The 18,026-nt window shown below is 73.1% G+C and carries 15 protein-coding genes and 1 tRNA gene; 12 read left to right on the top strand and 4 right to left on the bottom strand.

Features of this window, described 5'->3' with window-relative positions:
* The first annotated feature begins 329 nt into the window (after positions 1 to 329).
* From WME75_RS20765 to WME75_RS20740, 6 genes are all read left to right on the top strand, one after another.
* Positions 330 to 557, top strand: coding sequence for a hypothetical protein (locus tag WME75_RS20765; protein WP_437493486.1), 228 nt, complete (start codon positions 330 to 332; stop codon positions 555 to 557).
* A 309-nt stretch (positions 558 to 866) separates the two neighbouring features.
* On the top strand, positions 867 to 2,660 hold the full coding sequence (locus tag WME75_RS20760) for a serine/threonine protein kinase (protein ID WP_437493483.1): 1,794 nt from the start codon (positions 867 to 869) through the stop codon (positions 2,658 to 2,660).
* Between the two features lies 1 nt (position 2,661).
* The gene (locus WME75_RS20755) at positions 2,662 to 3,264 is read left to right on the top strand and encodes a hypothetical protein (protein ID WP_437493480.1); all 603 of its coding nucleotides are present in this window, start codon (positions 2,662 to 2,664) and stop codon (positions 3,262 to 3,264) included.
* Positions 3,265 to 3,441: 177 nt separating this feature from the next.
* Positions 3,442 to 4,803 (top strand): glutamine synthetase family protein, encoded by a 1,362-nt coding sequence (locus WME75_RS20750; RefSeq protein WP_437493477.1) that lies wholly within the window; start codon positions 3,442 to 3,444, stop codon positions 4,801 to 4,803.
* Complete coding sequence (locus WME75_RS20745) at positions 4,800 to 5,954, top strand: iron-containing alcohol dehydrogenase (protein ID WP_437493474.1); 1,155 nt, start codon at positions 4,800 to 4,802, stop codon at positions 5,952 to 5,954. Before WME75_RS20750 ends, WME75_RS20745 begins: the two co-directional genes overlap by 4 nt.
* Positions 5,955 to 6,146: 192 nt before the next feature.
* Positions 6,147 to 6,785, top strand: a complete 639-nt coding sequence (locus WME75_RS20740) for a sterol desaturase family protein (RefSeq protein ID WP_437493471.1) — start codon at positions 6,147 to 6,149, stop codon at positions 6,783 to 6,785.
* A 330-nt stretch (positions 6,786 to 7,115) separates the two neighbouring features.
* On the opposite strand, the gene WME75_RS20735 is transcribed toward WME75_RS20740, so the two are convergent.
* Positions 7,116 to 7,430 carry a hypothetical protein gene (locus WME75_RS20735; protein WP_437493469.1) on the bottom strand — a complete coding sequence of 105 codons (315 nt, stop codon included), beginning with the start codon at positions 7,428 to 7,430 and terminating at the stop codon, positions 7,116 to 7,118.
* 186 nt (positions 7,431 to 7,616) lie between these two features.
* On the opposite strand from WME75_RS20735, the gene WME75_RS20730 reads away from it, so the two are divergent.
* The 5 genes from WME75_RS20730 to WME75_RS20710 all read left to right on the top strand — a co-directional run bounded on the left by WME75_RS20730 (position 7,617) and on the right by WME75_RS20710 (position 12,810).
* A complete protein-coding gene (locus tag WME75_RS20730; protein WP_437493466.1) occupies positions 7,617 to 8,159 on the top strand; it encodes a hypothetical protein in 543 nt (180 codons plus the stop codon).
* A 113-nt stretch (positions 8,160 to 8,272) separates the two neighbouring features.
* Positions 8,273 to 8,345, top strand: a tRNA-Gly gene (locus tag WME75_RS20725).
* 313 nt (positions 8,346 to 8,658) lie between these two features.
* Positions 8,659 to 10,107 carry a flippase gene (locus tag WME75_RS20720; protein ID WP_437493463.1) on the top strand — a complete coding sequence of 483 codons (1,449 nt, stop codon included), beginning with the start codon at positions 8,659 to 8,661 and terminating at the stop codon, positions 10,105 to 10,107.
* 381 nt (positions 10,108 to 10,488) lie between these two features.
* Complete coding sequence (locus WME75_RS20715) at positions 10,489 to 11,868, top strand: serine/threonine-protein kinase (RefSeq protein ID WP_437493460.1); 1,380 nt, start codon at positions 10,489 to 10,491, stop codon at positions 11,866 to 11,868.
* A gap of 144 nt (positions 11,869 to 12,012) precedes the next feature.
* Positions 12,013 to 12,810 carry a hypothetical protein gene (locus tag WME75_RS20710; protein WP_437493458.1) on the top strand — a complete coding sequence of 266 codons (798 nt, stop codon included), beginning with the start codon at positions 12,013 to 12,015 and terminating at the stop codon, positions 12,808 to 12,810.
* Here WME75_RS20710 and WME75_RS20705 read toward each other — a convergent pair.
* Both WME75_RS20705 and WME75_RS20700 read right to left on the bottom strand, forming a co-directional pair.
* Positions 12,771 to 13,034, bottom strand: coding sequence for a GlsB/YeaQ/YmgE family stress response membrane protein (locus tag WME75_RS20705; RefSeq protein WP_437493455.1), 264 nt, complete (start codon positions 13,032 to 13,034; stop codon positions 12,771 to 12,773). The genes WME75_RS20710 and WME75_RS20705 overlap by 40 nt on opposite strands.
* A gap of 239 nt (positions 13,035 to 13,273) precedes the next feature.
* On the bottom strand, positions 13,274 to 15,004 hold the full coding sequence (locus WME75_RS20700; protein WP_437493452.1) for a protein kinase domain-containing protein: 1,731 nt from the start codon (positions 15,002 to 15,004) through the stop codon (positions 13,274 to 13,276).
* 281 nt (positions 15,005 to 15,285) lie between these two features.
* On the opposite strand from WME75_RS20700, the gene WME75_RS20695 reads away from it, so the two are divergent.
* Positions 15,286 to 16,365: a tetratricopeptide repeat protein gene (locus tag WME75_RS20695; RefSeq protein WP_437493449.1), complete on the top strand. Its 1,080-nt coding sequence runs from the start codon at positions 15,286 to 15,288 to the stop codon at positions 16,363 to 16,365.
* Positions 16,366 to 16,388: 23 nt separating this feature from the next.
* Here the strand turns inward: WME75_RS20695 and WME75_RS20690 are convergent, their stop codons facing one another.
* Positions 16,389 to 17,894 carry a serine/threonine-protein kinase gene (locus WME75_RS20690; protein WP_437493447.1) on the bottom strand — a complete coding sequence of 502 codons (1,506 nt, stop codon included), beginning with the start codon at positions 17,892 to 17,894 and terminating at the stop codon, positions 16,389 to 16,391.
* Positions 17,895 to 18,026: the final 132 nt, after the last annotated feature.

Below are 18,026 nucleotides of genomic sequence, written 5' to 3'. Positions count from 1 at the left end.
CCGCCGGGAGGCGATCGGGGCAGCGCGGCGTCTTTAACAAGCCCTTCAGCGTCCGGCGCTCGCGCACCACGCGATCAGCGACCCGGGCCGTAGGCGGTCTCGGTCAGGTTGCCCGCTGGCTGGTTGGAGAGCCGAGCGCCGGCCAGCTCGGCCGCGTGCACCGGAGGGAGTCGCCGAGGGCGACGGCGGTCCACCGCCGGCTCACGGCCACCCGTCAGCACCGTCCGCATCCGCGTCGGGTCCGTGCCCGCCGGGGACGAAATTGTGCCGGCGGGCGCTGCTGGCTTGCGGGGGGGCCCTTCATGGCTAGGCTGGTCCGCGGCCCACCCATGACGCTCTTCGATATCCTCATCGGCACCGCGCTCGCGGCGATCCTCGCTTTCCAGGTCTACGTCACCGTGCGCGTCTTCCGCAGCCGCGTTTACGAGCCCAAGCAGAAGGTCTGGCAAGCGCAGCTCGTCTGGCTCCTGCCGATCGTCGGCGCCGGCCTGGTGTTCTCGATCCTCCAGGAAGAGGACCGGGCCCACCGCGACGCCTCCTCGCACCTCCGCAGCTGAGCCAGCGCCTCCCGGCCGCTCGGCCGCCTCGGCGGTCACCGTCCGCGGTCACGTAGACGGTCACCGTCCGCGGTCACGTAGACGGTCACCGTCCGCGGTCACGTAGACGGTCACCGTCCGCGGTCACGTAGACGGTCACCGTCCGCGGTCACGTAGGCGGCACGTAACAGCCGGCCTCGCTCCCTTCTCCGTCCTCCGCGCCCATCTGGTCACCTCGGGGCAGCCCGATGTGACGCTGGCACAATCGAACAGCACGATCCGGTTTCGCCCTTCGGTCCAGCGGCCCCGTGCGCTATGGCTCAGGGGAGCATGGCGGACGACGTCTTCGGCATCGTCGGGACCACGCAGGCGGGTAATTTCCACGTCGAGCAGGTGGTCGCGGAAGGGGGATTTGGCGTCGTGTACCGAGCGCTTCATGCCGGTTTCCGCGCGCCTGTCGCCCTGAAATGCCTGAAGGTCTCCGAGGCGAAGACCCCGCGCGAGCGCCAGCTCTTCCTCGAGAAGTTCCGCGAGGAGGCCCAGCTGCTCTTCCGGCTCTCCGCCTCCATCCCGGAGGTCGTCCGCCCGCTCCACGTCGACGTGCTGCACCTCAAGCGCGGGGAGTTCGTCCCCTTCCTCGCCCTCGAGTGGCTGGAGGGCGAGTCGCTCGACAAGGTCATCGATCGGCGCAGGCTCCAGGGGGACCCGCCGATCCCGCTCCACCGGCTGATGAAGATGATGCGCCCGATCGCGCAGGCGATCGCGCGCGCGCACCGCTTCCCGAGCCCGAACGGCCCGGTGTCGATCATCCACCGCGATCTCAAGCCCGAGAACATCTTCATCACGACGCAGGAGGGGACGGAGCGCCTCAGGATCCTCGACTACGGCATCGCCCAGGCGAAGACGCTGGCCGAGCAGGCCGTCGGGCGGGTGACGAACGGCGACCCGCTGAACGCGTTCTCCCCGGCGTACGGCGCGCCGGAGCAGTGGGCGCCGAAGCGGTTCGGACAGGCGGGAACCTGGACCGACGTCTGGGGTCTAGCGCTCACCATGGTGGAGGCGCTCGTCGGGCGGCAGGTGATCGACGGCGAGGCGCAGGCCATGATGGGGACGGCGCTCGACGTGAATCGCCGGCCCACGCCCCGGACCGAGGGCGCCAGCATCCCGCCCGAGGTCGACGCCGTGTTCGAGCGCGCGCTCGCCGTGAGCCCGCGCGACCGCACGAGGGACATCGAGTCCTTCTGGACCGAGCTGGAGGCGGCGATGGGGCTCCCGGCCACATTCGGGCGGGCCGCCGCCCTCGAGGACGCGTACTCCACCCCGCCGCCGCCCTCGTCGTCGATGCGCGCCCCGCAGGTCAAGCGCGCCGGGCACGTCTGGCTCGACACGCCCAGGGACGCGGGGTCGCTCGAGCTCGATCTCGACGCGGCCCCGGCGTCGATGCGCTCGCCGCGGGGAGGCCGCCGCGACGGCCCGGCGAGCAGCGTGCGCCCGCTGCCGGGCCCGGATTCGGCGGGGCTCGAGATGGATCTCCCGGAGGCGCCGCCGAGCGCGCTGGGCCGGGGGATGGGCGCGTTCGCCGCCGACAGCGCGCCCGCGAGCGCGCGAGGCCGCGCGCTCAGGGACGAGCGCGCGGGCTTCGCGGAGGCGACGCCCGTGGGCGGACACCCGCGCGCCGGCGGGATCGGGGTGGAGAGCGCCTCGCCGAGCATGCACGCGCGCGGCGGCGGGATGCTCGGGATGATGGAGGGCACGCCGCCGCTGGAGATGGCGCTCGGCGTGGCGCCGCGCGCGACCTCGCTGCCGCCGGTCGCGGTGCGCCCGCTGTCGGACATGCCGTCGGCGAGGTACCGGCCGTCGACGCGCCCGCCGGCGGACATGCGACCGCGCCCGCCGGAGCCGAGGCCGATCGCCACCGGGCCGACCCTCCTCCAGCAGCTGGGGCTGCCCGTGGCCTGCATCGTGTTCGCGTGCGTGGTCACGGTCGCCGACCTCATCATGAAGCGATCGGGCGAGGTGCTGAGCTTCGGCCCGGTGCGCTCGTTCTGGGTCGCCGGCGTGCTGCTCCTCTTCGGCGTCGGCCTGTTCTTCTGGCGCATGCTCGGAGACCCCGGAGATGCCTGAGATGACCCACGGGAGCGCCGCGGAGCAGCGCGCCGACCAGAGCGTGTCGGCCCGCTTCACGCGGCTGATGAACGCGTCGACCTCGCGGTGGGGCGTGCTCACCGATCCCCCGCTCGTGGCGCTCGCCTCGAGCGTCTTCCTGCTCGCGTTCCTCGCGGCGCTCGGCCGCGACGTGGGCCCCGCGGTCGCGCGCCCGCTCGGCGCCCTCGTGCTCGCGCCGATCGCGGTCGCGCTCGTCGTCAGCGTGGCGCTGCGCGGCGCGCGGCGCGCGGTCGTCGCGTGGCTCGCGCGCCAGCCGTTCCCGGTGGAGAACCTGAACGCCGTGCTGAACGGCCTGGGCGAGGGGCTGGAGGTCACCTTCGCCGGCGCGGTCCCGGAGGCGGCGGAGCTCAACGCCGAGCTCGACAAGGTGCACCCGGACGCGTTCGTGACGGGCGGCGTCGAGGACGCGCGCGCGCTGGACATCCGCATCGGCGTCATCGACTCGAAGCGCAACCCGGCCGCGACGAACCACCAGCGCTACGCGCGCGTCCGCGAGCTCGTCGAGCGCGCGCTCGTGCCGCTCGCGGAGCGCTACCCGATCCAGAGCGTCCGGGTGAAGTGAGCGACCCGCGCGCGCCGGTCGCGCGCGTCCGCCGAAGACGCGCGCGTCCGCCGAGGACGCGCATGGCGCCGGTCGCGCGCGTCCAGCGCATGTCCGGGAGATGGAGCAGGGACGTCGCCCGGGGGCCCGCGCGCGTGCTTGCCATGCCGCCCCGTACCCCTGCTATCGTCGCGCCCCATGACCGCCTCGACCTCCGAGAAGCTCCTCTCCGATCTGGAAGCGCGGGGCATCACCCGCGCCAAGATCGGCGGCTTTGACATCGACGGCATCCTCCGCGGAAAGTACGTCTCCCTCGAGAAGCTGAAGAGCGCCCTCGGGAGCGGCTTTGGCTTCTGCGATGTCATCTTCGGCTGGGACATCGCCGACGTCCTCTACGACAACACGAAGGTCACCGGCTGGCACACCGGCTACCCGGACGCGCACGCGGTCCTCGATCCGAGCACGCTGCGCGACCTGCCGTGGGAGCCGGGCACCGTCGCGGTGCTCGCCGACTTCCGCGACGAGCGCGGCGGCCCGCACCCCGCGTGCCCGCGCTCGCTCCTCAGGAGCGTCATCGCGAAGGGCGAGCGGATGGGGCTCTCGGCGAAGCTCTCGTGTGAGTTCGAGTTCTTCCTCTTCGAGGAGACCCCGCGCTCGCTGCACGAGAAGCGCTTCGCCGGCCTGACGCCGCTCAGCCCCGGCATGTTCGGCTACTCGTGGGTCCGCGAGGGCCAGAACAAGAAGCTCATGGCCGCCATCCTCGACCAGATGCAGGCCTTCGACATCGAGATCGAGGGCCTGCACACCGAGACCGGCCCGGGCGTGTACGAGGCGGCGATCCGCTACGACGACGCGCTCCGCGCCGCGGACAAGGCCGCGCTGTTCAAGGTCGCCATGAAGCAGATCGCCCACGAGCACGGCCTCTCGGTCACGTTCATGGCGAAGTGGAACGCTGACCTCCCCGGCTCGAGCGGCCACCTGCACCAGAGCCTCTGGAAGGACGGCCGGAACATCTTCGACGACGCGTCGTCGCCCGACCGGCTCCCGGCCGCGCTGCGCCACTATGTCGGCGGCCAGATCGCCCTCATGCCCGAGCTCACGGCGCTCTACTCGCCCACGATCAACGCCTACAAGCGGTACGTGCCCGGCGTCTGGGCGCCGCTCACCGCCAGCTGGGGCGTCGAGAACCGCACGGCCGCCATCCGCCTCATCGGCCTCGGCACGCCCGGCGCGCGCGTCGAGTACCGCCAGACGGCCGCGGACATCAACCCCTACGTCGCCATGGCCGCGTGCCTCGGCGCGGGGCTCCACGGCATCGAGAACGAGGTCGAGCCGCCCCCGCAGGCCGCCGGGGACGCGTCGTCCGCCGAGTCGTCGCGCCTCTCGCTGCCGCGCTCGCTCGCCGAGGCGACCCGGATGCTCGCGGGCAGCCAGAAGGCCCGGGAGATCCTCGGCGAGAGGTTCGTCGACCACTATGTCCTGACGCGCGACTGGGAGGTCCGGCAGTACGATCGCGCGGTGACGGATTGGGAGCTGAAGCGCTACTTCGAGGCGGTGTGATCATGAGCAAGTTCACGGTCTGGAGCTTTCCTACACGCATCCTCTTCGGCGCCGGCGTCGTCGAGCAGACGGGCGCCGAGGCGCGCCGGCTCGGGGCGACGCGGGCCCTCATCGTCACGGACAAGGGCGTCGTCCGCTCGGGGCTGCTCGAGCCCGTCGCGGCCTCGCTGCGGAAGGAGGGCCTCGAGGTGGCCGTCTTCGACGACGTGCTCGGCAACCCGATCGAGAAGAACGTGCACGAGGGCGTCGCCGCGTTCCGCGACGCCCGCGCCGATCTCGTCGTCGCCCTCGGCGGCGGCTCGCCGCTCGACGTCGGCAAGCTCGTCCGCCTCGGCGTGAACCACGATCGGCCGCTCGTCGACTATGACGACGCCACGGGCGGCGATCGCTTCATCACGCCGAGCGTCCCGCCGATGCTCGCGATCCCCACGACAGCCGGGACCGGCAGCGAGGTCGGCCGCTCGGGCGTCGTGACGCTCGACGTGAACCACCGGAAGACGGTGATCTTCTCCCCGTACCTGCTCGCGAACGCCGCGCTGCTCGACCCGGTGATGACGCGGTCGATGCCGGCGTTCCTCACGGCGGCGACGGGCTTCGACGCGCTCACCCACTGCGTCGAGGCGTACGTGGCGAAGGGCGATCACCCGATGGCCGACGGCATCGCGCTCGAGGGGATCCGCCTCGCCGCCGCGCACCTCGAGCGCGCGGTGACGCACGGCGACGATCTCGAGGCGCGCGGCGGCATGATGAAGGCGGCGATGATGGGCGCCGTCGCGTTCCAGAAGGGGCTCGGCGCGTGTCACTCGCTCGCCCACCCGCTCTCGAGCGAGTGCGGGCTGCACCACGGCCTGGCCAACGCGCTCTGTCTCCCGCCGGTCGTCGAGTTCAACGTCGCCGCGGCGGCGCCGCGCCTCGCCCGCGTCGCGGCGCTCCTCGGCGCTCCGGAGGACGCCGCCGCGTGCGCCGAGGCCATCCGCGCCCTGCGCGCCCGCATCGGGCTCACGGCCGGCCTCGAGAAGGCGGGGGTCCCGCGCGACAAGCTCGACGCGCTGGCCGATCTCGCCACGCAGGACGCGTGCCACACGAGCAACCCCCGCCCGTGCTCGCGCGACGATCTCCGCCAGCTGTACGAGGCCTCCTTCGCGAGCTGACGCGCGCGACGCGCCGTGCCGTGGTCGTGCGGCGCGTCGTGCGCCTGTCGCGCGCGTCGCCGTCCGCGAAGGGGTCGCCCTGGCCTGCGTCGACCACGACGGGATCGTGACCATTTCCCGGCATCCAGCGGGCCGCTGGAGGCCGGCCTACCTCTGGCCGACAATGGATAAATGCGGTACCAGGGGTGCACGATGACCGTCACCACCACCGAGCGCACCGCGCGTCCAGCGACATGCCAGATGTTCGAGACGCCGCTCATCGAGAGATTTTCGCGGATCCACCCGATCACGCCGTTCGCCTTCTGGCTCCCGGTCTACGGCTATCTGCTCGTCCGCGCCGCCGGTCACGGTGTCGGCCTCTGGGCCGGGCTCGGGCTGGTGCTGGTCGGCCTGTTCCTGTGGACGCTCGCCGAGTACGTCCTGCACCGCTACGTGTTTCACTATGTCGGGCCGCGCCAGTGGCAGCGCCGGATGCATTTCGTTCTCCACGGGGTGCACCACGACTTCCCGCAGGACGCCGACCGGCTGGTGATGCCGCTCGGCGCCAGCATTCCCCTGGGCGTCGCCTTTTACATGCTGTTTCGGACGGCCTTTGGCCCTGTTCCAGCGGATCCGCTGTTCGCCGGCTTTGGCCTCGGGTACCTCGTGTATGACGGCACCCACTATGCCATTCACCATTTCCGCATGAGCTCGCGCTGGGGGAAGTGGATCAAGCGCCATCACATGGTCCATCACCACACGGGAGAACACGCTCGGTGGGGCGTGTCGTCGCCGCTATGGGACTGGGTCTTCGGGACGATGGGCACCTCGCCGTCGGGAAAAGGCAGCTGAGCGGGAGAGCCGAGCGCTGCGGGGGAGAGCGGAGCGCGCGGCCGGCGATCCTCAGGAGAGGGGAATGGCCCCGACGCGCGGCGGGTTGATGGGCCATGAGTCGGTCGCGTCTGTGCGCTTGCACCTCCGCGAGAGACGCGGCGCAGCAGTCAGGCGCTGAAGCCGCGCGCATGTTGAAGCGGGGCGGGAGGCGTTCGGTCGCGCCAGCTCGCCGCGCGCGGGAAACGACGCAGGCGCGGCGGCGACCGCGCGGCGCCTGCCCAGGCTCAGGCACGCGGCGGATCGATCGGCCGCACGAGCGCTCCTCGGAGCGCTCGTGCAGCGGGCGCTTCACTGCCCGAGCGTCGTGCCCGAATGGGCGAGCGCTGCCGCAGGCGAGGTGTCAGGCAACCGCCTCATGGCGCCTGCATAGAAGGTCCGGAGCGTGTTGCGCCCGCAGTAGGGGCACAACCACGCCACGTCGAACCGGTCGAGGTGGGCATTGATGCTGTGCGCCGGCGCGAGCTCCTTCTCGGCTTCACCGGCGGCCGACCGGCCGCGGGGAGCTCGGGTGGCCCACCCGGCGGTGACGTGCCGGTGCTCGTCCAGGGTGGCTGAGAGGCTTGCCTGGCACTCGCAAGGAGTGGAGATGAGAAACCGACTCATGCGTGACCGTCCTTCGTAGATGTTTCCGTAGTCCATGTCGACATGCCGCGACGCGGCGTGCTCGAAGAGCCGCAGCGCGGCGTGCCAGAGAAAGAGCGCGCCCTCATATAAAGGTTGGTCAGTTTGAGCTCAAGGGGTGTTAGCCTGGGGCACGGTTGCCCTGGTGTGACTGAGGAAGGGGAGTCCATGACCGTTCGACGTGCACCTCGTGAGCGCGCGACGCCGGCTTCGGGGAGGTTGCAGGTCGTCGAGACGGGCCGGCCCGGGCCGCGCTCGGTGCGCAGCTTCAAGATCCTGCTCGCGCACGACGCCCGCGCCGCGACCTGCGACGCGCTCGCCCGGACGATCGAGGCGATCCTGGCGAACGTCGAGATCGTGGACGCCTCGTCGATCGACGACGCCCTGCTCGCGTCGGCGACCGAGCGATTCGATGCCTGCCTGGTCTGCCTCGATCTGCCGCCGGCGCCGCTCGGCGGCGCGCGGCTCGCGAGCGAGCTCGTGGACAGCGACCACCCGGTCGTGCTCGTGACGAGGAGCCTGCGCTGGCTGCCGCCGGACAGGCCCACGCTGCAGCAGCTGCCCTGGATCCCGCCGGACGCGGGCGCGAGCGAGATCACGAATGCGCTCGAGGCGGCGACAAGCGACTGCAACAGCTCCGTCCGCACGCGCTCGCCGCTGCCGGGCGACGTGCTCGGCGCGCCCGCGCTCCGTGCGCGCGCGCGCCGCTAGCCCCAGCCCCAGCGCTCCGCGCGCGCCGGCCCCCGGTCGAACGCGGGGACGGAAAACGAAATGAAGGGGTTGCTCTGCGGCTCCGGATTCGGTAGAAGCTTCCTCCACCTCACGCGGGACTAGCTCAGTTGGTAGAGCATCAGCTTCCCAAGCTGAGGGTCGCGGGTTCGAATCCCGTGTCCCGCTCCGAGGATTGCCGGCCCCCTCTTGCGCTGGCGGTCCTCCTGGTGGTGCCTCGGGCACGATGAACGCCTCCTGCTCCGGCGCGGCCCGAGACGGCTCCTCGAGCTGAGCTCGGAGCCGGCGCGCGCCGCAGGCGTCGTGAGCGCCGCAGCGCTGGCTCGTCGCAGCTGCGATCGTGGCGAGCGCGAACGCCGCGCATCGTCAGCGCGCGCCGCGCGAGACGGACGCGCTCTGGCGGCGCACGACGCGCGGATCGGGGCCAGTCCCGCTGCGCGGACCGCGGCGCCCTACCCCAGGGGGACACCTGGAGGTGTTCATGAAGGATGGCCGGCGCATCGCGCTGAACGCGGCGCTGATGCTCCTCAAGCAGGCGATCATGGCCGTCCTCGGCGTCGTGTTCGTCGGCTATCTCGCGCGGAAGGTGGGGGTCGCCGCCTGGGGGGAGTTCCAGGCGTCGCTCGCGATCGCGGGGATCGTCACGATCGCCGCCGGCGTCGGGGTGAGGGGATACGTCGCCCGGGAGATCGCCGTGAAGCCGGAGCTCGGGCCGCGTCACCTCGGCGCGGCGCTCACCATCCGGGGCGTGACCGGGACCCTGGTCCTCGGCGCGACCGCGGCCGTCGTGCTCGCGACGCGCTCGGGGCTCGGCGCGCAGCTCGTCGTGCTCGCCGCGGCGTCCCAGCTCGCGACGCTGCTCTACTCGACCATGTGGCTCTCGTTCGAGGCCCACGAGCGGTTCCAGTACATCCTCTACGCGGAGCTCGGCGCGCGGCTGTTCGTCATCGCGCTCTCGACGGCCCTGCTCGCGCTCGGCTTCGGCGTCGTCGCCGCGGCCGCGGCGTTCCTGCTCGGCAACGTGCTGGAGCTCGGGATCACCGCGCACTATCTCCGCTCCCGGCTCTACCGGCCCGAGCTCACGACGCCCCCCGCCGAGCTCTGGCAGATCGCGAAGCGCAGCCTGCCGATCGGCGCGCTCGGGGCGCTCACGAGCGTGCTGCTCCAGACCGACCGCGTGATGCTCCGCGCCCTCTGCGATGAGGAGGCCGTGGGCGTCTACAGCGCCGCCTGGGTGCTGAACGAGAACTTCAGGATGCTCCCCGACGTGCTGCTCGGCGCCGCCTTCGCGGCCGGCATGCGCCTCTACGCCCAGGATCGCGACGCGTTCGGGCGCCTCTACAGCGGATGCATGCTCGTCGCCGCGCTCTTCGGGTTGCCGGTCGCCGCCGGCGTCGTCCTGCTCGCGCCGGACATCATCCGGCTCGTCTACGGATCGGCGGGCGACTACGCCCCGGCGGCGGACGTCCTCCGGGTCCTCGCCTGCGGCGTCCCCGTGATGTTCGCGTTCCAGGTCGTGACGCTGCCGCTGCTCGCCGCGAAGCGCGAGATCGCGATGGTGAAGCTGCTCGCGGTGGCGCTCGTCGCCGACGTCGCGCTGAACCTGCTCCTCTTGCCCCGCTACCGCGCCCTGGGCGCCGCGTGGGCGACGCTCGCCGTCAGCGCCGCGTTGCTTGTCGCGTCGTGGGGCCTGACCGCGCGCTTCGCCCCCTTCGTCGAGCTCGGCCGCATCGCCGCGGTCCTCGCCGCGACGGCGGTGATGGCCAGCGCGGCCTACGCCGCGCGCGTCCTCGCGGGGATGTGGGCGTCGATCGGGGTGGGCATCGCCGTCTACGTCGTGCTGCTGCTCGCCCTGCGCGCCGTCTCCTTTCGCGAGCTGCGCGCGCTGCTCGCGCGGCGCGTCCGCGCCTCACCCGCCACCGCGGCCTGATCCGCGTTCTGCCGAGGGCGGGGCGCCGCGCGGCCCGCTGCGCTCCTGCGCGGAACCGGGGGCGATCGAAATTTCGGTTTTTTCGCCGGAAGCGGCGCTCGCCGCGGGGACCCGCGGCTGCCGACATGCGCGCTCATCCGGCGGGATCCACGCAGGGGCGCGCGGTGCCTGTGGCTCGGAGGTGACGGTGCTGCGGCTCTCTCCGTGGCATGCAGCGTGAATAGCGAAGGGACAATGTGGCGGCGCGGGCAGGTCCGGGAGCTGGCCGGGGTGGGGCGACTCCGGCAATGGATGGCGCGGCGGCCGTCCTCGCTCCGCGCGTTCGGCATGCCGGGGCGAGACGATGTGCGCGCGGCGGAGCAGCCGTGGAGGCCCCGAGAGATGGACCTGCCCATGGGCGACGGCGGCTACGCGCTGCTCGCGCGCCTGTCGGCCGGCGGCATGGCCGAGCTGTTCCTCGCGTGCCGGCGCGGGCCGGCAGGGATCGCGCACCCCGTCGTCGTGAAGCGCCTTCGCCCCGAGGCGAGGCGGGATCCGTCGATCGTGCGGATGTTCCTCCGGGAGGCGTGGATCAGCGCCCGGCTCCAGCACCCGAACGTGATCCGGTTCCACGACTTCGTCTTTCACGAGGGGCGCCATCACCTCGTGGTCGAGTACGTCCAGGGCTGCGATCTCGCGGCGGCAGCGCGCGCCCTCTTCGCCGAGGGGCGGCCGTTTCCGCTCGAGGCAGCCCTCGAGATCGGCCTGGGCGTGCTGCGGGCGCTCGCGCACGCGCACGGGCTCCGCGACGACGGCGGGCAGCTCGTCGGCCTCGTGCACCGCGACGTGAGCCCGCAGAACGTGCTCCTCTCGCTCGAGGGCGAGATCAAGCTCATCGACTTCGGCGTCGCGAAGATGACCGCGATGAGCGGAATGGACGACGCCTTCCCCCTGGGCTCCCCGGGCTCGGCGGGCGACGCGACGCCGTCGAGCGGCGCCGGTACGGTGAAGGGCAAGCTCGGCTACGTGGCGCCAGAGCAGCTCCGCGGGCAGCGGATCGACGCGCGGGCCGATCTCTTCGCGGTCGGGGTGATCCTCTTCGAGCTGCTGACGGGGCGCCGCCTGTTCCACCGGAAGGAGGACGGCGCGACGATGGGCGCGGTGCTCTCCGGCGAGGTGCCGGCGATCGCGCCGCTCCGCCCCGCGTGCCCGGCGCTGCTCGAGGAGGCGGTGCGGCGCGCGCTCGCGCGCGATCCCGACGGCCGATTCGAGACCGCGGCGCAGATGGAAGAGGCGCTCGCCGAGGTGCTCGCCTCGCTGCGCAGAGCGCCGGGCGGGGGCGACGAGCCGAGCTCGAGCGATCGCGGCCTCCTCGCAGGCCAGGAGATCGCCGCGCTCGTGCGCGAGATCGCGAGCGGGCGCGATCGGCACCGGTCGCTGCTCGTGCGGGGCTGCCGGAGATCCGCCGGGCTCCGCGGGCGCACCGGCGCGCGGCGGATCGCGGCGAGCCGCTCGGGGGAGGAGCGCAGCGAGACGAAGACGACGTCCGGGCCGCGCGGGCTCGACGCGGGCGCGGGCGCGACGGAGCCCGAGAGCGAGCGCAGCGAGGCCAGGAACGCCGTGACGCCGCACTGGAGGGAGGCGCGCCCGCCGCGGCGCGCCCGCCTCCTGCACTGGCTCGTGATCGCGGCGGTCACGTTCGCCGCCGGAGCGCTCGCGGGCAGGGCGATCGGCGCGTTCGACGACGGCGACCCGCCGGCGAGCCGCGGCGCACCCGGCTAGCGCGCAGGCGCAGGCATCGAAAGCGCGGAGCTCGCGCGATCTCCGGGATACCTCCATTCGGCGACGCCGCCGTGATGCGCCGAACGCGAACGGCCCTTTGCGATGGCGCGGGTAGGGACGGGCTCGTTAGCCTAGCCCGCCCTGATGCACCTCCGGAATCTCCTGAGCCGCTCCCTGGCGTTTGCCGCATTGTCCGTCCCCCTCCTCGCGAGCGCCACCGGCGGGAGCGCGCTGCCGCGACCGGTCGCCGGCGAGGCGGTCGCGCCCGTGGAATCGAGCGCGATCGGCGCGGCCATCGAGCAGCAATCCATCTGCGTCGGCTCGACGGTCGTGAGCGCGGGGGAGCTGGGCGACGTCCTGTACTACCGCAGCTCGCCGGGCGAGCACGGCGAGGTCTCCGTCGGCTATTACGCCTTCTTCTCGGAGGAGCGGCCCTGGGGCAACAACTGGCTCACGTGGACCGTGCTGCCTGCGCTCGCCGTGGACCTCGTCTACACGCACGGGCTGCTCTTCGGTCCGGGACTCCAGCGCGTCGCTTACGGCAAGGGCGACGTCGAGGGGTTCAGGATCGTTTACCGCGTGGGCGCGGACGGGGGGCTCGCCGTCGAGCACGGCGTGGCCGACCGCGGCGATCACAGCGAGGTGCGGCTCGATCGCGCCGAGCTGCTCTCGGTCGATCCCGCGCGCCCGACGGTCTACTCGCGGTGGTGGAGCCACCAGCTCGGCGGGCAGGGCGCGGGGCCGGACGATCTCGTCCATCGCCGCTGCTACGGCGCGGGCGCCATCCGCCCCCTGCCGCCGGAGGTCGCGCTCGATTTTCGCCTGGATCGGCGCGCCCGGCCGGCCCGGGTGGTGCCGGCCGCTGCGCTGCTCGGGCAGCCCGCTTCGACGCGGCAGGGCGATCAGGGCCTCGTCGCTCTCCGGCCGAGCGTCGCGTTGTAGATGGCGAGGAGAATGACGGCGCCCAGGATCGACGTGAAGAAGCCGCCGCTCGACTGATACGACGGGTAGAGGCCCAGGGCCCGGCCGATGAAGCCGCCGAGCAGGGCGCCAGCCATGCCGAGCAGCGCTGTCACAACGAAGCCGCCCGGATCGCGCCCGGGGGTGAGCAGCTTGGCGATGACGCCGACGATGAGCCCAAACAGGATCCACAACAGCACGGACATGGTTTGCTCCTCTCGACACCGGGTGACGCCGAGGGGCGTCCTCCAGCGTCAACGCGGAGGCCAGCGTTTGCAGACGACGTGCCGTCCGGTGTGAGCTCCGTTCGCACCGGGCTGAAGCGGAGGTTCGGCAGCCAGCGTGAACGGCGTCGCCATCCGGCGCGCGGCGATGGGCATCGGCTGTACATCGGCGACCGATCCGGCGCGCCAACCTCGAGGCCGGTCTCCTGATCCGGCGGCGCTCACGGCAGCTCGCGGGGGCAGGTGTGCTCCGGCTCGGCCGCGCGGATCGCCCTCGGTCGCGCGTCGCTCGCCGGGAGCGCGTCGCCGTCATCCCCCGGCGAGGGCGGGGCGAGCGGGGCGCCGGCAGCGTTGAAGAGCAGGCACAGCGATCCGCCGAGCACCGTGGCCGCGACGGTGCCGACCACGACCGGAGCGAGCCGCCGGCGACGGCGCTGGCGCAGCCTGACCTGGCTCCGCAGCCCACCGGGCAAGCGCGCGCGAAGCAGGAGGACCGGCTCGATCGCGTCGAGCTCCGGGCTGCGCTGCGCGCTGGCCGGAGCGGGCGAGGGCGGCGGCGCGTCCACCGGCGGCGCGGCGAGCTCGACGAGCGCAGCCGACGGGCAGGGCGAGGAGCGGTGGCCGACCCAGGTGGGAGCGGACGACGGGTCGCGCCGCGCATCCGGCGGGGAGCAAGGCTGATCCAGCGGCGCGCTCCCCGGCAGAGACAACGGGGCGCGGTACCCGACCCACGTCGAGACGCACGCGGAGCGCGCCGCGGCGGGGTCGTGCGCGGAGCGCGCCGCGGGGCGATCCTCCAGGGCGGGGCGCGCCCGGCGGCGCGCGACGTGCGCCAGCGCCTCGCGCAGGGCGCGCGCGCTCTGCAGGCGGTCGTCTGGATTTTTGCGCAGGCATTGCAGGATCAGCGCCTCCAGATCCGGATCGATCGCCGGGTGGAGCGCGCTCGGTAGGGGCGGCGGGGACTCGACGTGCGCGGCGGCGAGCGCGACGGGCGTCGGGCGCTCGAACGGGAGCCGCCCGGTCGCCATCTCGAAGAGCAGCACGCCGCACGCGTAGATGTCGCTCCGCGCGTCGACGGGCTGCCCTGCTGCTTGCTCCGGGCTCATGTACGCGGGGGTCCCGATGACGAGCCGGCCGTCGTCGGCGGGCATGGCGAGCAGCGGCGCGCCCGGGAACGCGCCGGACCGCTCGTCGTGGAGCAGCTTCGCCGTCCCGAAGTCGAGCAGCTTCACCTGCTCGAACGGCGCCCCGTCGTCGTCGACGCGGGGCACCAGGCGGATGTTCTCGGGCTTGACGTCGCGGTGGATGACGCCCGCGTCGTGCGCGTGCTGCAGCGCGGAGCACAGCTGGCGCATGATCGCGACGATGCGCTCCGCCGGCAGGATCGGCGTGGCGTTCAGGAGATCGATGAGGTCCTCGCCGTCGAGGTGCTCGGTGACGAGGTACCAGAGGCTCGGCGGCTCCGGCTCACGTCCGCCGGCGCCCGCGCCGAGCGCCTCCGTCGGCTCGCAGCCGAAGTCGAGGACCCGCACGATGTTCGGGTGATCGAGCCGGCTCGCCGCCAGCGCCTCGACGTGGAACCTGAGCACCGCGTCCCCGGCGCGGGCGCCGCCGCCGGAGCGCGACCTCGCGTCGGTCCGTGACCGCTCGCTCACGCCGCTCGATCCCCGGAGACCCGGGCCCTCCCGGCGCGGCGGCGAGGCGACGCGCGTCGTGCAGACGCGGCGGCCCGCTCCGCCCGCCGCGCGCGGCGAGGCGACGCGCTCGCGGATGATCTTCACCGCGCACGCGCGCCCGAGCCCGAGGTGCCGCGCGCGGTAGACGCGCCCCATGGCCCCGGCGCCGATCATGTGCTCGACGAGGTACCGCCCGCCGAGCAGGCGTCCCCTGAGGAATCGCTCTGAGGACGGGAGTCCCGCGTCGAGGGGCGCGGAGGTGCGGAGGCAGTCCATGGCGCGTCCCACGCAGCAGAATGGGTGCCATCGCGCTGTGCGGACGGTTCACAGCCGGCCGCGGACGGAGCGTCAGGCGCGGCCGCGCTGCGCGCTCAGGAGCGGCGTGCGCCGCGGGAGCGACGCGGCGCACGCCGCTCGGACCGCGTGGCGCACGTTTCGCGCGGGAAGGCGCCGCGAAACGCGCGAAACGCCGGATTGAGCGCAGGACGGCGGCGCTGCGGGGCTGATTTGTTCCGTTGTCGACGGCCTGTGATAGCGTGGCGCGCGAGGAGGCCTGAGTGCTCTTGAGACGATGCGTTCCGTTCGCTGCGGCGCTGTTCCTGCTGCTCCCGACAGGCGAGGTTCGCGCGCAGTCGGACCAGGACAGAGCCGTGGCCCGGTCGCTGGCCACGCAGGGCGCCGAGGCGTTCACGTCCGGTCGCTTCGAGGAGTCGATCGATCTGCTCGGTCGCGCCGAGGCGGTCGTGCACGCGCCGACGCACCTCCTGCTGATCGCGCGCGCGCAGATGCGCCTCGGCCGGTTCGTCGCGGCCAAGGAGACGTACCTGAAGATCGTCCGCGAGGAGCTGCCGCCCACCGCTCCGTCTCCCTTCAAGAAGGCCCAGCAGGACGCGAGGGAAGAGCTCGCCGCGGTCGATCCCAGGATCGCGTCGCTGCGCATCGCGCTGGAGGGCGCCGCCGGCCGGAAGATCGTCGTGAAGCTGAACGGCCAGCCGGTCGCGGAGGCGCTGCTCGGCGTGCACCGCCCGATCGATCCCGGCAACTACGTCGTGACCGTGGTTCCGCCGGGCCTCTCGCCGATCGAGCAGGCGCTCACCCTGGGCGACGGCGAGCGGAAGGAGCTGAAGATCCCGGTCCCGGAGAGCCCGGCCATGGCGCCCTCGCCGGACGGCTCGGGGCAGGGGCAGGGGACCTGGAGCGGCGGGCCAGGCGAGGTTCCCCCCGTCGGCCCACCGGGCAGCCCGGAGCGAAAGACGAACGTGTTGATGCTGGGCGGGGGCATCGCGGCCGCGGCGCTCGGGCTCGGCGGCATCGTGGTCGGCTCGGTGTTCCTGGCGAAGGGGGGCGCGACGCAGCAGGAAGCGAACGACCTGAGCGCGGCGAACCGGTGCGAGTCGCCGAGCGGCGTCGGCGCGAGCTGCGGTCCGCTGGTCCAGAACAGGATCAAGCGGCTCGACGCCGACGCCGCGTCGCACCAGACGACCGGCACGGTCAACCTCATCACGGGCGGGGTGCTCCTCGCCGGCGGCGCGACGCTGATCGTGCTGGAGCTGACGTCCAAGCCGGAGCCGTCGAGCTCGGCCTGGATCGCCCCCTACGTGACGCCGACCGGGCTCGGGGTGCGCGGCGCGTTCTGACGGGAGCGCCCCCGAGCGCGCGCTCAGTAGCCGAAGTCGCCCGGAACGCCCGGCTTCTGTGGCTTCTGGGGCGGCGCGCTCGGCTTCGTCGGCGGCACCGGCTGCGGCGGCTTCGTCACGGGCGGGGGCCTCGTCTGGGGCGGCGGCGTCCGCGGCGGGAGCGGCTTCGCGAGCGCCGAGGAGGCCGCCGGAGCGGCGGTGGGCTCGACGGTGGCGGGCGGAGCGGGCTCCGCGGCCGTGGCGCTCGCGGTGACGACCGGCGGCTCGTACGGGGGCGCCGTCACCGGCGGCGGTGGAGGCGGCGTCGGGAGGGCGGTCGCGCTGACGGCGCCCGGATCCGGGGTCGCCGCGCCGATCGTCCCGCTGCGGCCGAAGGCGAACCAGACGGCGAGGCCCGCGCCGAACAGGGTGGCCGCCGCGGCGAGCGCGGCGAGGATCGGCATTCTGGACGGGGGCCGCGTCGCGCGGCCCGCGACGCCGGACGAGGCGCCCCACGAATTGGCGGTCAGCTGCGGTGTGTGGCCCATGCCGGGCGCCGTCGGTCCGTTCTGGCTCCCCCACGAGGGGGTGTCGGGGCGGACGGGCGGAAGCGTGGTCGTCTCGGGCTGGGACGGCAGCGACAGCCGCGGGATGGAGGCCCGCCCCGTGTTCAGCAAGGCCAGGCTGGGCCGCGCGGCAGCCCAGGCGAGGAGCGCGCTCTTGAACTCCGCGCAGCTCTGGAAGCGAGCCCCCGGCTCGCGCGCCATCGCCTTCTGGATCATCCCGGAGAACTCGACGTCGAGGTCGGGCACGAGCTGCTGGGGCAACGGCGCCGCCTCGAGGACGATCTTGAAGAGCAGCTCGTTGAAGGTCGCCGCGTCGAACGGCACCTGACCGGTCGTCGCCTGATAGAGCAGCACGCCCATGGCGTAGATGTCGGTCCGCTGGTCGACGGGGCTGGAGCCCCGCGCCTGCTCGGGCGACATGTAGTACGGCGTGCCGACGACGGCGCCCGTGCGCGTCATGCTCATCTCCGAGCCGGCGAGCGGCGAGAACTTCGAGACGCCGAAATCGAGCACCTTCACGAAGTTGCTGAGCCCGGCCTTCGAGGGGACGATGAAGATGTTGTCGGGCTTGAGATCGCGGTGGATGATCCCCGCGGCGTGCGCGGCGCCGAGCGCCTCGAGCACCTGGGCCATGATCGGCACGGTGATCTCGGGCCCGAGCCGCCCCATCCGCTCGATCTTGGCCCCGAGGGTCTCGCCCTCGAGGTACTCCATGACCATGTACCGCGTGCCGTCGGGCAGCACGCCGAGGTCGAGCACCTCGCAGATGTGATCGGAGCCGATCCGCGCTGCGGCCTGGGCCTCGCGCTCGAAGCGCGCGACCGACTCGGCCTGGCTCGAGATGCTCGCGTGCAGCAGCTTGATGGCGACGCGGCGCCGGATGCGCAAGTTCTCGCCTTCGAAGACCGCGCCCATGCCCCCCTGGCCGAGCAGCCGGACGATCCGGTACTTGCCATCGATGGTCTCGCCGACCAAGGGGCTCATGACAGCGTTCCCGGTGCGGAGAAGCAGATCACGCGGCCAGACTAGCACGGTGGCCCGAGCCCGGCCTACGCCCTCGCGGGGCGAGCGCGCCCGCCGCGTCGCCTTTACCTGCCTGCCCGAGCGCGGGCCTCC

This window comes from Sorangium sp. So ce1014 (assembly GCF_051521505.1).
Classification (GTDB): Bacteria; Myxococcota_A; Polyangia; order Polyangiales; family Polyangiaceae; genus Sorangium.
This window is presented reverse-complemented; position numbering and strand designations above follow the sequence as displayed.

What these genes read in the sequence shown, in the direction of transcription:
- WME75_RS20735 (WP_437493469.1), bottom strand. Translation starts at nt 7,430, where the DNA reads ATGAGTCGGTTTCTCATCTCCACTCCTTGCGAGTGCCAGGCAAGCCTC.
- WME75_RS20760 (WP_437493483.1), top strand. Translation starts at nt 867, where the DNA reads ATGGCGGACGACGTCTTCGGCATCGTCGGGACCACGCAGGCGGGTAAT.
- WME75_RS20740 (WP_437493471.1), top strand. Translation starts at nt 6,147, where the DNA reads ATGACCGTCACCACCACCGAGCGCACCGCGCGTCCAGCGACATGCCAG.
- WME75_RS20765 (WP_437493486.1), top strand. Translation starts at nt 330, where the DNA reads ATGACGCTCTTCGATATCCTCATCGGCACCGCGCTCGCGGCGATCCTC.
- WME75_RS20715 (WP_437493460.1), top strand. Translation starts at nt 10,489, where the DNA reads ATGGACCTGCCCATGGGCGACGGCGGCTACGCGCTGCTCGCGCGCCTG.
- WME75_RS20750 (WP_437493477.1), top strand. Translation starts at nt 3,442, where the DNA reads ATGACCGCCTCGACCTCCGAGAAGCTCCTCTCCGATCTGGAAGCGCGG.
- WME75_RS20690 (WP_437493447.1), bottom strand. Translation starts at nt 17,894, where the DNA reads ATGAGCCCCTTGGTCGGCGAGACCATCGATGGCAAGTACCGGATCGTC.
- WME75_RS20700 (WP_437493452.1), bottom strand. Translation starts at nt 15,004, where the DNA reads ATGGACTGCCTCCGCACCTCCGCGCCCCTCGACGCGGGACTCCCGTCC.
- WME75_RS20755 (WP_437493480.1), top strand. Translation starts at nt 2,662, where the DNA reads ATGACCCACGGGAGCGCCGCGGAGCAGCGCGCCGACCAGAGCGTGTCG.
- WME75_RS20720 (WP_437493463.1), top strand. Translation starts at nt 8,659, where the DNA reads ATGAAGGATGGCCGGCGCATCGCGCTGAACGCGGCGCTGATGCTCCTC.
- WME75_RS20710 (WP_437493458.1), top strand. Translation starts at nt 12,013, where the DNA reads ATGCACCTCCGGAATCTCCTGAGCCGCTCCCTGGCGTTTGCCGCATTG.
- WME75_RS20730 (WP_437493466.1), top strand. Translation starts at nt 7,617, where the DNA reads ATGACCGTTCGACGTGCACCTCGTGAGCGCGCGACGCCGGCTTCGGGG.
- WME75_RS20705 (WP_437493455.1), bottom strand. Translation starts at nt 13,034, where the DNA reads ATGTCCGTGCTGTTGTGGATCCTGTTTGGGCTCATCGTCGGCGTCATC.